Source organism: Pseudomonas sp. RIT778 (assembly GCF_019718735.1).
Classification (GTDB): Bacteria; Pseudomonadota; Gammaproteobacteria; order Pseudomonadales; family Pseudomonadaceae; genus Aquipseudomonas; species Aquipseudomonas aphyarum.
The window spans coordinates 1-13,793 of record NZ_JAIHBA010000064.1 but is presented as its reverse complement, the minus strand read 5'-3'; the positions used below and the strand labels follow the sequence as shown (position 1 = coordinate 13,793).

Here is a 13,793-nt window from a genome sequence, read left to right as displayed (position 1 = left end):
CGCCCACCCCGCCCGCGCCGCCCGTGGTCGAGCCGCCGCGCCCGCCCATGTGCGTCGCGTCGTAGCCACCGCCGTAACCGCCGACACCGCCGCTGCCGGCCTGGCCGCCCAGCGTACCGGTGCCCGGCCCGGCCGTGCCACCATGACCGCCGCTCTGACCGCCAAGACCACCGCCACCGCCGCCACCACCGCCGTAAAACGCACCGGTGACACCACCGCCACCACCACCGCCGGCCGCCGCGTTGCCGGTGACCGAAACGTTGTTCAGGGTCAGGATGCCGGCGTTGAAAATCCCGCCGCCCATGGCGCCGGTTGCGCCGTAGCCGCCATTGCCACCGTTGCCCGAGACCAGGCCCCGGGTGATGACCAGACCATCCAGGGTCACCGTGCTGCCGGAGGTGATTTCCACCACTCGGGTCCGGTATTGGCCGTCGAGCGTAACGTCGGCAACCCCGTCGTTGTTCAGGTCGCCATCCACGGTGACGTTCTTGTTGATCAGCAATTCCGAGGTGAGCTGCACCGTCATGCCGCTGCTGAAGGTCACGATGTCGCCGTTCTGCGCCGACGCCAGCGCGGCGCGCAGCGAGCCGACCCCGGTGTTGGCATTGTTGGTGGCGGTCCAGGTGGCCAGGCCCCACTGGTATTCGCTCATCGCCTGGGCCGACAGCACGTTGGCGCTTTCGATGTTGCCGGTGGCGATCTCCAGAGCCCAGTCGCCGCCCACGCCGGTGCGGTTGTTCGAGGCGGCCACATCGCGGCCGGTCAATTGCGCCAACGAGTCGACGAAGCTCAGGCCACGATCGCCTTCGGCGGTGTAGCAGCCGTAGATCAGGATGTCGCCGCCGACGTTCATGTCCTTGCCGATTTCCGCCAGGATCGCGCTGCGCTGGGCGACGTTGTCGGCCGACAGGTAACTGTTGCCCAGCCACAGGTCACCGGCGTTGCCGTGGGCGATGATCTGCACCGAACTCACGCCCTGATGCTGGTCGAGGTAATCGGCGATCTGCTGCAAGCCGTCCTTGCCGGCATCGAGCTTGACCACTTGCGTGCCGGGGGCCACGCCCTTGAGCAGGCTGTCGGCATCCTTGACCCGGGAATCGACGAACACCACGCTCTGCCCCGGCACCGCGACCGGGCTGGCGGCGGGCGTGGCATCGGCCTGGCCGTGGGTGTCCTTGCTGGCGCTCGGGTGGTCGGCGGCCGGCGCTTTCGCGGCATCGGCGGCATGGCTGTCAGCCTGGGCGGCGGTGTCGGCCACGGTGGCCGCGACGGCGCCGTCGAACAGCATGCGCGGTTCCAGCGACATGATCATGGGCGCCGCCAGCGTCCGTTGGCCTTCGGTAACCCGCGACTTCTGCTTGCTCCACCACATGTTGCTCACCCGGACTCGAACACAGTTGTTGACGCATCAATGAAAAACGCCGCGATCAGCTGATCGCGGCGTCGGACTTCATACGAATGACATTGGCAGCGCTGGCTGAGCCATCGAGCCAGAAGGACAGATCGGCGTATTGCTTGAACAGGTCCGGCGGCAGGATCGTGCGCCGCGACTCAAGGGCGACCTTGGGTTTGACCTTGTGCAGGCCGGCCACGCCCAGGGCCTGGTCGAACTCCGGCGCGTCGTAGGCCAGGTGCTCGAAATCGTGCTCGAACCAGGGTTCACCGATGAAGTTGTAGACCAGCCGCAGCACCCGCTCCGGGGCCTGGGTCAGCAGGTCGTAATCGACGATCAGCAGCGAATCGGCGTGCTCGCCGTAATAGGCTTCCTTGAGCGCCGCCCAGGCAAAACCCACCAGACGGTTGCGCTGGGCCAGGGTTTCGCAGCGGCTGTAGACGGTGTTGCGCTCGACCGCATCGCCGAACAGCTTGGTGTTTTCGAAAGGATTGGCGCGGTACAGCCGCTCGAGGCTGTCCATCACCCAGGCGACGTTGCGCACACAGGCGATGACCTTGGCTTGAGGGAACAGGTCGTTGATGGCCGGCAGTCGCGCAGACCACTGGCGGTTTGTGTCGAATACCACCGGTTTGTCGGCCTTGTCGGCGTAGTAGGAATCGAACAGGCCGCGCAACAGGCGGCGGCGCATGTCGGTATCGATCACCGCGCCGAATTCACTGCCGGCGCTGCATTGTTCAAGGACCCCGGAGAACAGCGCGCCGACCGGGCTGGTCATGCCGGCATGAAAGCGCGGGTTCTGCAGAAGGATCGCAGAAAGGAGGGTAGAACCTGAGCGCGGCAAGCCGGAGATAAAGTGGAACTGCTGCAATCCCTTCACCGTATTTGTAAGTCCTTTTGTCCCACGAGCGTAGTCCAACAATACCCTTTCGACTAGTAGTGTTTTGATATCAAAACAGAGCAAAACGGACTTAAAAATATTGGCTTTATCGCGAATAAATTGGTGAACCGTTTAAGTCAGTTTTCTCCCGATCCATTGGGGGTCTGCACCGAAAAAAGCCGCGCTTTCGCCCCGCCCGCCTGCGCCTGATCCCGCAGGTGCCAGGTCGCAGGCAAGGGCAGGAATGGATCGGGTACATCCACGTCCAGATCACCGATCAACCAGACCCGGGCACTGTCCTTCGGCAGGTCTCCCAACCGATCGAGGTAAACCTCATCGGACACCAGCGTGCCGAAGCCGTAGTGGTTCGGGCGGGTCGAGCGCCCCTCGACGGTGGGCGGCGTAAACAGCCGGACTTGAGCGTCTGTACGGTTGTAATAGACGTAACTGAGGTACCAGAGCATGTCGCTGGTAACGATCCGGTCGCCGCTCGTGAAGTGGCGGTTGACGTAATCGACCATGACGTTGAACTGGTCGTTGCGGTCGACCATGGCGTTGTTGTTCAACCCGATCATCTCGACCCCGACCAGCGACAGCAGCACCGCCATCGCCAGCACGCGGACGCTGCTGTAGAGCCGGTCGATGGCCAGCGCCGCCAGCATCGGCAGCCCCAGCGCGTAGGCAGTCAGGTAACGCTCGATGAACACCGGCGTGACGAAGGACACGGCGAACACCAGCAACAACGGCACGCCGGTGTAGAGCGCCAGCAGGACGCTGCCATGGTTCACGCTGCGATCCCGGGCGACGGCGACAGCCGCCAGCACCAGGAAGGCCAGCGGCACACAGCCGAACAGCAGCAACGGCAACTGCTCGCCCTCATCCTGGATCAGCCAGAGCCAGATCATCGACGGCAGCGAAGACAGGGTCACCGGATCTTCCCAGCCCACATCGCCGCCGGCCTTGAGCGCGTCCATGTGTTGCAGCAGGTCAATCAGGTTCGGCAACCACGGCAGGTAGAGCACGACAATGGCCAGATTGGCCAGCCACCAGTCCTTGCGCTGGAGATGCTTCAGGCGATAACCCGGCAACAGGCGGATCAGCCCCAGATACAGCCAATGGCTCAGCGCCGCCAGCACGGCGAAATAGTGGGTGTACAACGCCGCCGTCATCAGCAGCGCGTAGATCAGCAGATAACGGTGACGCTGCGGGCGCCGGATCCACTTGACCAGCACCAGCGTCGCGCCGATCAGCAGCAAGCCAAGCAACGCATACATGCGCACTTCCTGGCTGTAGCGCACCGCCGTCGGCAACAACGCCAGCAACACCCCGGCGATGATCGCAGCGCGGCGGGTGGCCAGCCGATCGACCAGGCTCACACCGAGCCCGACCGTGGCGATACCGGACAGCGCACTGAAACTGCGAATGGCCAGCAGGCCGTCGCCGAACACGCCGATCCAGCCGTGCAGCAGCATGAAATACAGCGGCGGGTGCACGTCGAGCGCGGCGTGTGTCCAGATCCCGCCCAGCGAATAGCGCGCCAGCAGCAGGCTCGAACCTTCATCGCCCCAGATCGCGGCAGCGGTCAGGTCATAAAAACGCACCACGGTGGCCAGCAGCAGGATCGGTATCAACCAGTGCTCGCGCGCCCAGCGCAACAGGCGCCGGACACCGGCATTCGGTGCGGCGAACGGATCCTGGGTATCCCCCAGCGGCGTCTCGCGAAGGACCTCCATCAACCTCCCCTCAGCGTTTTTTGCGAACACAATTTGCGTCATTGACTGCGAACACTGTAGGCCAGCGCCGAAGTCGACGCGCGGCCGTGACGACGTCCGGCAAGTCCGTCGATCCGGGTCTACGCTACGGCTTGGCGTGACCTGCCCGCGCAAAAGGAAGGAGTCAGCAAAACGTTTCGACCGGCCCGACAACAAGGGCGACCGCGCGGCGCGCCGACCACACAACAGAAGGATGAGGAACCATGGAAGTCTTTATGGGTACGATTCAACCGTTCGCCTTCAACTTCGCCCCGAGTGGCTGGGCCTTGTGCAACGGGCAAATCCTGGGCATCTCGCAATACCAGGCGCTGTTCGCCTTGCTCGGCACTTACTACGGCGGCAATGGCACGACCAACTTTCAACTGCCCAACCTGCAAGGTCGCGTGCCCGTCGCACAAGGCACCGGACTGGGCCTGACGCCGCGCGTCATCGGTCAGGTGTACGGCACCGAAAGCGTCACCGCCACCATCGCCAACATGCCCAACCACACTCACGCGATGACCGGCCTCACCGCCAACACGGCCTTGTCCCTGGCAGTACCCGCCAGCAATCCGGCGACCGTGCCGACCGCCACCAACTCGTACCTCGGCGCGTCCGGCGGCGGCCCGGGTTCGGCGAACATTTACTCCGACGCCCAAGGCGCCACACCGGTGCCACTCAAGGGTGTGACCACCACCGTCACCGGGGACATTTCCTCCACCGGCGGCAGTCAGCCACTGCAAGTCTTGAACCCGGCCCTGGTCCTCAACTTCAGCGTTGCCCTGAACGGCCTGTTCCCGTCGCGCAACTGAGCAAACGCCGGGGGCTTCACCGCCCCCGGCCGTTCTTTTTTCACTGGAGTCAAACCATGCTGCAAGCGGTTCAGATTCAACACGTCCAGCCGTTGCTCGGACAGCAACGCACGCTGCACCTGCCCGATGGCACGGCATTGCCGATCCGGATCGAACACCTGGATGAGGTCCCCGCGGCGAAAACCCGCTACAGCGAACGCATGCCCTTCTGCCTCGAATTCAACAGCCTGGTGCCGACCGAGTTCGTCGACGGTTTATGCGCGCTGGAGCTGCCGGAACTCGGCCGGGTGGAGGACATTTTCGTGTCGCGGGTGCCGGCGATGGGGCGGGATCCGCAACTGGGTTATTTCTGCATTTCCTTCAACTGACATCCCGCCTCACTGCGGGTACCACACCAACCGCTCCGCCGCCGGATTGCACTCCTCCACGGCAAACCCCAGCGCCAGGTAATGCTGGCGCGCATGAGGGTTGTTGGCCCAGACCACCGTCGCCACCGGGCAGCGCACTTGCTGCGCGGCTTTTTGCACGCCTTGCAGCACGGTTCGTCCGTAACCTTTGCCCCGCGCCTGTGGAATGAACGCGAGGTACAACACGCGGATTTCATTGACGCCGAAATCGGTGCTGAGTGCGCCGATGGCCGTGCCGAGTTTTTCCACGATGTAGTGCATGGCATTCGGATGGTTTTCACCCATGCCCTGCTCCTGCACCTGAAACTGCTGGGCAACGATTTGCTGCACCTGTTCCTGCTCGCCGTCGATCCATTGCAGATCCGGCCGCGCCGATTGATACAGGCTCTGCAGAAAGGGTCCGTCAGTCGCCCGCGAAGGCCGCACCACCAATCCGTCCGCCGCCAGGTTGTCCGTCATCTTCATGCTCCCTAGAAACCGCTTTCCCTGACCCCCAGCGCCGCCATCCGGCGCCAGGCCACGCCGAGCACCGATTCGCCGCTGCCCTGCAACACCACCACGCCGCGCAGCGGCTGCACCGGGGTCGGTGCCTGATCCAGCGTAGTCAAACGTACGCCGTATTGCGCCTGCACCGGTTCCGCCCGTTGCTGCTGATCGCGGCGCACGGCAATCGGCCCGTGGTGATCGGAAGTCAGCGCCTCCTGATCGACATAGGCCACACCGTTGGTGTCGATTTCATTGAGTTGCACCGCGATAGCGGTATGCATCGGGTCGTCGGCGATAAACCGCCCAGTGGCACCGGGCTTGACCCGCCACAGTTCGGCTTCGGCCAAGTAACCGCGCAGTCGCGTGCCGTCCTCGACCACCCGCGCCAGCGCATCCTTGCTCGACAGCCAGCGGCCCGGCGTCAGGTTCGGCAGCAGGTCACGCACGGTGCCGGCGTGGGGCGCACGTAACAGCAGGCGCTCGCGTTGGGCGGTCAGGCCGCGATATTCCGCCACTGCTTCGGCGAGACGCTGTTCGACGATGCCGGCGTCGGCAGCGGTTTCACTGCGACCAGCCTGGCGGCGCATCAGCAATTGCTGGATGCGGATTTCCCGGCGGACGATGGCCTGCCGCGAATCGAGATCAGGCGATTCCAGTTCGATCAGCACGTCGCCCTGAGCAACGGTCTGACCATCCTCCACCTTCACGGCTTTGACCCGCGCCGCCGTCGGTGCGTGCAAGGCACTGGCGCGACCGCCCTCGAGCATCGTCGGCAACTCGACCGAGCTGCGCCACGGCACGATCAGCACCAGCAACAGGCCAAGTACCGCCAGGCTGCTGAGCAACACCCGGGGGCCGTGAGCCTGTTCGCGGCGGCTCCACCACTGGCGCCACTCACTCATGATCGGCAGAAAGATGAACCACACCAATTCCACCAGCATCAGGAAGATCCCCAACACCTTGAAGAACAGGTGATAGACCGCCAGCGCGATCCCGAAAAACAACGCCGCACGCCATAACCACGAGCCATACCCCCAGATCAGCAAACGCCGTTGCATCTTCGGCGACCAAGGCTCCGGCGCCGGAGCGCCATAGCCGAACAGAAATTCCCGCAGCCGCCAGCGACACAGGGCAAAGGCCCGGCCCTGCAAATTGTCGACTTCCCATAAGTCGCTGAGCAGAAAGTACCCATCAAAACGCATGAACGGGTTGAGATTGACCACCAGCGTGGTGATCCACGTCGCGCTGGCGAGCATGAACGCCGCCGTGCGACCGGGCCCGTCCGGCAGGAACGACCACACCAGCAGCGCGACGCTCGCCAGCAGCAATTCCGCCAGCACCCCACCGGCACCGATCAACAGTCGCGCACGTCGATCATTGACCCGCCAGGCATCGCTGACATCGGTGTAGAACATCGGCAGCAAGACCATGAACGCCACGCCCATGCTCTGCACCCGACACCCGGCGCGCTTGGCCATGAATGCATGACCGAACTCGTGACAGAGCTTGGCGAAAAACAGCGAGATGCCGAACGCGATCGCGCCGCCGAGGCTAAACAGGTGCGGAAAAGTGCCGACGAACCGCTGCCAGTCCCGCGACACCAGAAACACCCCGAGCGCCAGCGTCGCCGGCAGACCGTAGCGCAAAACCTTCGGACCGAAGCGTTCCAGCCACGGCCAGGCACGGTTGAGAAAAGCGTCCGGCCGCCACAGGGGAATGCGGAAGAACAGGTATTGATGCAGCAGGATTTTCCACAGGCTCTGGCGTTGCACGAGGGCCTTGAGCCGATAACTGGCACGCTGTTGCTCATCAAGGGCGCTGATCAGATCGTGACCGCGCAGGAACTCCAGCAGTTGCGCCAGCTCGTTGCCGTCCAGAGGTAAACCCGGTTCACGATTGGCGGCCCGCAGTACTTGTTCGGCATCGCCCAGCGACCAGTGGCGCAACAGGCGCATCGCTGCCGCGCCGAGTTTGAAGTAGCGCCCGCGCACCGGGTCGGCCAGGGTCCAGCGAGGCGAACCGTCCAATGCCGGCGCCGCGGGCGACAATTGCAGGTCGGCACGCAGGCTCGGCAGGGTCATTTAAAGGCCTACGCTCTGGCGCAGCCCGGCGAGCGGACGCCGCAGCAGGTACAAGGCCAACGGCGCGCGGTCACCGAAAATTTTCGCGGTGCCGCGCAGGCCGATGCGCGGCGGGGCGTCGGTGAAATTGGCGTCCAGTCGATAGGCCAATTGGCCGCCGGCGGTGGGCTGCGCCTCGTAGGCCGAACGTTCGAGGCTGGCGAGGTGGCGTTGCAGCGGATCGCTGTCGAGAAACAATGCAACCTCAGCGCCCGGTTCCAGCGAGATCGCGTCGCCCACGGCCAGTTCGATACGCAGTTCGGCCTGGCTCGGGTCGGCGATTTCCATTAGCCGTTCGCCGGTCTGCACTGGTTTGCCGGTCCAGCGCTCAGCATCGGCGAACACCGCAATACCGTCGCGCTCGGCACGCACTTCGCTGCGGTTGAGCAGTTCGCGAGCGTAGTCGCGTTCGGCGCGTTTCTGTTCGGCGCGGGCGGCCAGCAGATCGACCCGGGAGCTGGATTCGGCGTCAACGAACGAGCGTTGGGAGTTGGCTTTGAGTTCCGCCTCGGCAACTCCGAGTGCACGCTCGGCGACATCGGCCTGAGCCTTCAGCGTCGTGCTTTCAAAGCGCAGCAACAAATCACCGGTTTTCACGCTCTGGTTGGGTTTGACTAGAAACTCTGCGATTACTCCGTCCAGCGGCGCGGCGACAACCCGCCCGCCCTGAGGCACCACTTCGGCAGGCGCCAGCACCGACTGGCGCACCGGGATCAACAGCCCGAGCAACAACACGGCGACCAGCGCCACCTGGCGTTTGCGGGTCCAGCGCAGCCGCCATGGCTTGCGCGGTTGCAGCGCCAGCCAGGCATGGCTGTAGGTGTCGCCCAGCTGCGACAGCAACACTTGTTCAGAAGGGTTCCACGGCAGATCACGGGCCAGCCACAAACCGCCGAACACCTGACCCTGACGATCAATCAACGGCAACCAGAACACTTGCATGGCCGATAGACTGCGCCAGTCGGCCTGGATCGATTCGCCGACCATTTCCGGCGTGATCACCCGCGCCTGTTTCAGCACATCCTGCTTGAACAACTGCGCCACGGCCTGCTCGACGAACGCCACGAACGGCGCATTCGGCTCCACTGCGCTGACCCCGGTCACCGCCTGCACCTTGCCGGCGATCAGCAGCGCGGCATGGCGAAAACCGAACAACGACTGGCCGTCATTGACCAGGCTGTAGGCCAGTTGCGAAATATCATGGGCGGCGCGGGTCTGCCGTTCGAGATCGAGAAACCGCGCGAAAACTTGCTCGGCGGCGCCGCTCACCGGGGCGTTCACTTAAGCTCCGGAAAACGCGCGGTGCCGCTCATGCCGGCGAGCAAGCCTTTGGCTTCGGGGAGTGTGGCGACCAGCAACAGGGTCTGGCTGCCTTCATCGATCCGCGCACCGAGACGTTTGACCGTGGCGTCGATGGCCTGACCGGTTTCATCAGGCACGAAGCTGAACGACTGACCGGGCTTGAGCCTGGCCATCCAGCGCGACGGCACCAGCAGATGGATTTCCAGGGTGCGGTTGTCGACCACATCGAGCAGCGGCGCACCGGCCGGCACGCTTTCATAACGCTGCACCTTACGCTCGACCACTTGCCCGTCGAACGGCGCGACCACGCTGCAGCGTTTGACCTGGACTTGATAAACCTGAGATTGCGCCTGGGTCTCGCTGACCTTGGCCTCGGCCCGGGCCACTTCGAAACGCCCGACGGAATTGAGCGCCGCCAGTTGCCGGTTGTGCGCCAACTCTTCACCGGCGCCACGGCTGGCCGCTTGCGCGGCATTCAACTGGGCCTGATAAGCCGAACAGTCGAACCGCGCCAGGGTATCGCCCTTCTTGAACGACTCGCCCTCGCTGAACGGCAACTCGACAATCCGCCCCGACAACTCGCTGGCCAGCGTCGCCTGATCCCGCGCCCGCAACACACCGCGCGCTTCACTGCTGGCCGACGCATTCGCCGCCCCGCCGTTATCCAGCAGCGGATCGTCTGGCGCGGGCGTTTGAGCCTGAACTGCACACGTTACAAAGGTCAATCCGACAACCCAACCACGAAAACGCCGCATAACCGTTACTCCCTGACGGATGCTCGGAGTCTACGACAGCGGGGATTAGCGTCAAGCGAAAGGCCATCACGTCTGGAAATACATTGTTTCAAAAATGCCGTACTTTTCCCCTCATCTCTCGCGTTCGTACAAGAGTTTAAGCCTACGAATTTTTCCTACAGAAGCAGAGGAAACAATCTCTCGGTGAAATGCGAACGCTACGACGAACTGACCGAATCATCTGCCTACATTGCAACAATCGCTAATACAGCAGCGTCCAAAGGACTTGACCGTTGCGGAGATAAATTAACAACACTGAAGAGCCGGCGCTGGAAACTCACCAGACGAGCGAGGTGATGATCAGACCAAGGTTGACCAACATGATGTACTCAATCTAGGATTGCCTTACTCAGCCCCGTACGTAGCGATTCAGTTCGCTGGCAGTTGGGGAAGAAGAAACCGGCCAAGGCCGGTTTTTTCGTTTCTGAGGAATTATTTTTGTGCGCACAGCTTTTTTTGTTGATGGCTACAACATTTTCTATGGACTGCTTGCTGGTACGCCCTATAAATGGCTGGATCTTAAAAGCCTGCTCACACATATCGCGCATGTGGAAAACCCACGGAATGCGGTTGTCTCCATTGATTACTTCACTTCGCCAATCAAACCCCAACTTGCAACTCGGGGCCGAGTCTCCAAAGAGGCGCAAGATTCTTATGTAAGAGCATTGCGTGCCTCCAATATCACGGTGCATTTTGGTCGCCATCAGCTTAAGCCCGCAAAAGCACCCCGATTTATAGACAAAAATACTGATGTTTCCCGCCAAGACAAAGTTGATATCTGGAAGCTTGAGGAGAAGGAGACAGACGTTCATATCGCAATCAGCATGTACCGCACAGCAAGCCGACAGACTATGTTTGATATTCACGAGCGCATCGAACAAATTATTCTTGTGTCCAGCGATACCGACATGACGCCCGTGCTGAAAGCTATACGTGCCGACTTTCCCGACATGGTTCTCGGGATCATCCTTCCCCATCGCGCAGGATCTACCCGGCCACCTCCCGGATCACTGAAAGATCATTCTCACTGGTTACGACGCGTCATCACAACTGAGGAATTGTTGCTTCACCAATTTCCAAATCGCGTCGCAACTCATAAAAAACCAGCAATCAAACCGGATTACTGGTAGCGAGAGCGCCCTCCGGATACACCGACTCCCATCCCCCACCCAACGCCCGGTACAACCCGACCATCGCCAGTGAAACGCCGGTGGAGCTTTCCACCCATTGTTCCTGGGTGGCGAGCAGTGCGCCTTGCACGGTGAGGACGTTGACGAAGTCGACCACGCCTTCGACATATTGCTGTTGCGCGGTGCGCAGGGCGATCTGGTTCTGGCGCACGGCTTCAGCGAGGCTGTCGCGGCGGCGCTGGCTGGCATTGTAGGCGGTCAACTGGTCGTCGATTTCGTGCCAGGCGCGCAGGACGGTCTGTTGATAACCGATGGCCGCTTCCTGTTGCTGGGCTTCGCGCAGTTGCAGCACGCCGCGCAGGCGGCCGCCGTCGAACAGCGGCAGGCTGAATTGCGGGCCGATGCCGAAGGCGCGTGAGCCCCAGGAGCCGAAATCACTGAGCTGCATGGCTTGCGAGCCGAGATTGCCGGACAGGGTGATGCGCGGATAGAAATCGCCCTTCGCCACGCCAATGTTGGCGGTGGCGGCATGCAATCGGGCTTCGGCCTGGCGGATATCCGGCCGGCGCTCGGCCAGTTGCGACGGCAGGCCGATGGCGACGGTCAGCGGCGACTGTGGCACCGGCGCATCTGTGGATAACTCTTTCGCCAGCGCCTGCGGCGGTTCGCCCATCAACAGGCTGATGGCATTGATCAGTTGCGCCTGACGCTGCTCCAGTGCCGGCAGCCGCGATTCGATGGCCGCCACTTGCGCGGCCGCTTCGGCGACGTCGAGATCGGTGGCTACGCCATCGTTGAGGCGCAGTTGCGAAAGCTTCAGGCTGTGCCGCGCCACATCGAGGTTCTGCTCGGTGACCGCGCGGGTGTTTTGCACGCCGCGCAGTTGGATGTAGTTCTGCGCGGTGTCCGCGAGTACCGCCAGCAGCACGCCGCGACGGTCGTTTTCCGCGACTTCGAGGTTGGCGTCGGCGGCTTCGGTTTCCCGGCGCACGCGACCCCAGAAGTCCAGCTCCCAGGAGGCCGAGAAACCGGCATCCCACAGGTTGAACGCGGAATCGCCGTTGTGCCCGGACGGGTCGTTCAGGCCTTCGCCGCTGTTGCGTTTGCGGGCGTAGCTGCCGGTGGCGGCGGTCGTCGGATAGCGGTCGGCGCTGATCACCTGACGGGCGGCGCGGCTTTGTTGCAGGCGGCTGCTGGCCAGTTGCAGGTCAAGGTTGCTGCGCAAGGCGCGCTGGGTCAGGGCCGAGAGCTGCGTGTCGTTAAAGACCTCCCACCAGCGCTCGTTCAAGGGTTCGCTGACGGCCTGGCTGGGGGCGCTTTTTGACGGTTTGGCCCACTCGGCAATCTGGGTGGCTTCGGGTTTCTGGAAATCCGGGCCGACGGTGCAGGCCGCCAACGCCGACAGACTCAGGACAACCGTCATGGACTGAAAGCGCTTCATCGCTGCGTCACCTCACGCACCGACGTCATCGAGCTTTCGGTGTCGATGCTCGCCTCCACCGACATGCCCACCCGCAAGCGTTCGGCCAATGGCTGGCCCGGATCCAGCAAAACCTTCACCGGAATCCGCTGCACGACTTTGGTGAAGTTGCCGGTCGCGTTATCCGGTTTGACCGCCGCGAAGGTCACGCCGGTGGCCGGGGCAATACTCTCGACGCGGCCGGTGAGGGCTTCGCCGCCGAGGCTGTCGACCCGCACGATAACGTCCTGCCCCGGCTGTACGTCGGTGAGCTGGGTTTCCTGGAAGTTGGCGACCACATAGGCCTGCTTCAACGGCACCACCGCCAGCAGTTTGCTGCCCGGTGTCACATAGGCGCCGACCCGCACCGCGCGCTCGCCGATCATGCCGTCCTGGGGCGCGGTGATGCGCGTGTAGGACAGCTCGAAACTGGCGATTTCCAGCGCAGCCTGAGCGTGTTTCAAACTGCCCTCGGCGGCATCGCGTTGCGCCGTCAGAATCTCGACCTGTTTACGTTCCGCCGCCAGTTTCGCGGTGGCCGTGTCCAGCCGCGCAGAGGCCTGATCGATCCGGGTCCGCGCCTGTTGCGCGTTCTGCACGGTGCCGGCACCGACGCCGGCCAAGTGGTTGTAGCGGTTCAATTCCTGCTGGGCGAAAGCCATTTCAGCCTTGGCCGAAACCACCGAAGCCTGCGCCTGAGCGATCACCGAAGTCTGGCGCTCCAGCGTGGCCTTGGCGTTCTGCAACTGCGCGCGGGCAACCAGGGTTTGCGCGTCGGCGGCCTCGGCAGCAGCGCGCAGGTCGCGGTCATCGATCAGCGCCAGCAACTGCCCGGCCTTGACCTGCTGGTTGTCTTCCACCAACACCTCTTTGATAAACCCGGCCACACGCGGCACCACCAGGGTGAAATCGGCGGAGACGAACGCATCGTTGGTGTTCTGCTGAGTACGCTTGCCGAACAGGCCGGGCATCGCCAGATACACCAGCACACCGACCGCCAGCGCAGCGGCCACAGCCACCGCGAGTTTTTGCTTTGCTTGAGTCGTCATAAGAACCTTCTATTTCAGTCAGGTCGGCGCGCGCGGCGGAAAGATCCGCGTCGGCAGCCAGAAAATCAGCAGGATCAGCGCCACCGCGACGCCAGCCATGCACAGATAAAGATCCGAAGAAGTCAGCACCACCGCCTGTTCGTGCAGGCGATGGGCGAGGCCGGGGTCGTTGCTCGCGGCCAGCGGCGAGTTGCCGAGGCGATCGACCAG

General features: G+C 63.1%; 12 protein-coding genes and 1 pseudogene. 3 read left to right on the top strand and 10 right to left on the bottom strand.

Annotated elements, in window-relative coordinates:
* The 3 genes from K5E37_RS28985 to K5E37_RS28975 all read right to left on the bottom strand — a co-directional run.
* A partial coding sequence (locus K5E37_RS28985; protein WP_221535792.1) for a DUF4347 domain-containing protein occupies nucleotides 1–1,372 on the bottom strand: 1,372 nt, incomplete at its 3' end.
* Between the two features lie 55 nt (nucleotides 1,373–1,427).
* On the bottom strand, nucleotides 1,428–2,273 hold the full coding sequence (locus K5E37_RS28980; protein ID WP_221535791.1) for a sulfotransferase: 846 nt from the start codon (nucleotides 2,271–2,273) through the stop codon (nucleotides 1,428–1,430).
* Nucleotides 2,274–2,410: 137 nt separating this feature from the next.
* Complete coding sequence (locus K5E37_RS28975) at nucleotides 2,411–4,006, bottom strand: glycosyltransferase family 39 protein (protein WP_221535790.1); 1,596 nt, start codon at nucleotides 4,004–4,006, stop codon at nucleotides 2,411–2,413.
* Nucleotides 4,007–4,248: 242 nt separating this feature from the next.
* On the opposite strand from K5E37_RS28975, the gene K5E37_RS28970 reads away from it, so the two are divergent.
* Both K5E37_RS28970 and K5E37_RS28965 read left to right on the top strand, forming a co-directional pair.
* Nucleotides 4,249–4,836, top strand: a complete 588-nt coding sequence (locus K5E37_RS28970; protein ID WP_085608544.1) for a phage tail protein — start codon at nucleotides 4,249–4,251, stop codon at nucleotides 4,834–4,836.
* Between the two features lie 56 nt (nucleotides 4,837–4,892).
* Nucleotides 4,893–5,204: a DUF6916 family protein gene (locus K5E37_RS28965; protein WP_221535789.1), complete on the top strand. Its 312-nt coding sequence runs from the start codon at nucleotides 4,893–4,895 to the stop codon at nucleotides 5,202–5,204.
* Between the two features lie 9 nt (nucleotides 5,205–5,213).
* Here the strand turns inward: K5E37_RS28965 and K5E37_RS28960 are convergent, their stop codons facing one another.
* Genes K5E37_RS28960 through K5E37_RS28945 form a run of 4 tightly spaced genes read right to left on the bottom strand, consistent with a single transcriptional unit; the run spans nucleotide 5,214 to nucleotide 9,906 of the window.
* On the bottom strand, nucleotides 5,214–5,702 hold the full coding sequence (locus K5E37_RS28960) for a GNAT family N-acetyltransferase (protein ID WP_408980460.1): 489 nt from the start codon (nucleotides 5,700–5,702) through the stop codon (nucleotides 5,214–5,216).
* 11 nt (nucleotides 5,703–5,713) lie between these two features.
* Nucleotides 5,714–7,810 (bottom strand): efflux RND transporter periplasmic adaptor subunit, encoded by a 2,097-nt coding sequence (locus K5E37_RS28955; RefSeq protein ID WP_221535787.1) that lies wholly within the window; start codon nucleotides 7,808–7,810, stop codon nucleotides 5,714–5,716.
* Nucleotides 7,811–9,130: an efflux RND transporter periplasmic adaptor subunit gene (locus K5E37_RS28950; protein ID WP_221535786.1), complete on the bottom strand. Its 1,320-nt coding sequence runs from the start codon at nucleotides 9,128–9,130 to the stop codon at nucleotides 7,811–7,813.
* Nucleotides 9,127–9,906 (bottom strand): efflux RND transporter periplasmic adaptor subunit, encoded by a 780-nt coding sequence (locus K5E37_RS28945; RefSeq protein WP_085608539.1) that lies wholly within the window; start codon nucleotides 9,904–9,906, stop codon nucleotides 9,127–9,129. The genes K5E37_RS28950 and K5E37_RS28945 overlap by 4 nt, the downstream gene beginning before the upstream one ends.
* A gap of 479 nt (nucleotides 9,907–10,385) precedes the next feature.
* On the opposite strand from K5E37_RS28945, the gene K5E37_RS28940 reads away from it, so the two are divergent.
* On the top strand, nucleotides 10,386–11,075 hold the full coding sequence (locus K5E37_RS28940; protein ID WP_221535785.1) for an NYN domain-containing protein: 690 nt from the start codon (nucleotides 10,386–10,388) through the stop codon (nucleotides 11,073–11,075).
* Here K5E37_RS28940 and K5E37_RS28935 read toward each other — a convergent pair.
* From K5E37_RS28935 to K5E37_RS28925, 3 genes and pseudogenes are all read right to left on the bottom strand, one after another.
* Complete coding sequence (locus K5E37_RS28935; RefSeq protein ID WP_221535784.1) at nucleotides 11,056–12,516, bottom strand: efflux transporter outer membrane subunit; 1,461 nt, start codon at nucleotides 12,514–12,516, stop codon at nucleotides 11,056–11,058. The two genes, K5E37_RS28940 and K5E37_RS28935, sit on opposite strands and share 20 nt — an antisense overlap.
* Nucleotides 12,513–13,583, bottom strand: a complete 1,071-nt coding sequence (locus K5E37_RS28930) for an HlyD family secretion protein (protein WP_007957704.1) — start codon at nucleotides 13,581–13,583, stop codon at nucleotides 12,513–12,515. Before K5E37_RS28930 ends, K5E37_RS28935 begins: the two co-directional genes overlap by 4 nt.
* A gap of 18 nt (nucleotides 13,584–13,601) precedes the next feature.
* Nucleotides 13,602–13,793: pseudogene (locus tag K5E37_RS28925) on the bottom strand (EmrB/QacA family drug resistance transporter); the annotation flags it as partial.

What these genes read in the sequence shown, in the direction of transcription:
- K5E37_RS28975 (WP_221535790.1), bottom strand. Translation starts at nt 4,006, where the DNA reads ATGGAGGTCCTTCGCGAGACGCCGCTGGGGGATACCCAGGATCCGTTC.
- K5E37_RS28970 (WP_085608544.1), top strand. Translation starts at nt 4,249, where the DNA reads ATGGAAGTCTTTATGGGTACGATTCAACCGTTCGCCTTCAACTTCGCC.
- K5E37_RS28965 (WP_221535789.1), top strand. Translation starts at nt 4,893, where the DNA reads ATGCTGCAAGCGGTTCAGATTCAACACGTCCAGCCGTTGCTCGGACAG.
- K5E37_RS28960 (WP_408980460.1), bottom strand. Translation starts at nt 5,702, where the DNA reads ATGACGGACAACCTGGCGGCGGACGGATTGGTGGTGCGGCCTTCGCGG.
- K5E37_RS28955 (WP_221535787.1), bottom strand. Translation starts at nt 7,810, where the DNA reads ATGACCCTGCCGAGCCTGCGTGCCGACCTGCAATTGTCGCCCGCGGCG.
- K5E37_RS28945 (WP_085608539.1), bottom strand. Translation starts at nt 9,906, where the DNA reads ATGCGGCGTTTTCGTGGTTGGGTTGTCGGATTGACCTTTGTAACGTGT.
- K5E37_RS28935 (WP_221535784.1), bottom strand. Translation starts at nt 12,516, where the DNA reads ATGAAGCGCTTTCAGTCCATGACGGTTGTCCTGAGTCTGTCGGCGTTG.
- K5E37_RS28930 (WP_007957704.1), bottom strand. Translation starts at nt 13,583, where the DNA reads ATGACGACTCAAGCAAAGCAAAAACTCGCGGTGGCTGTGGCCGCTGCG.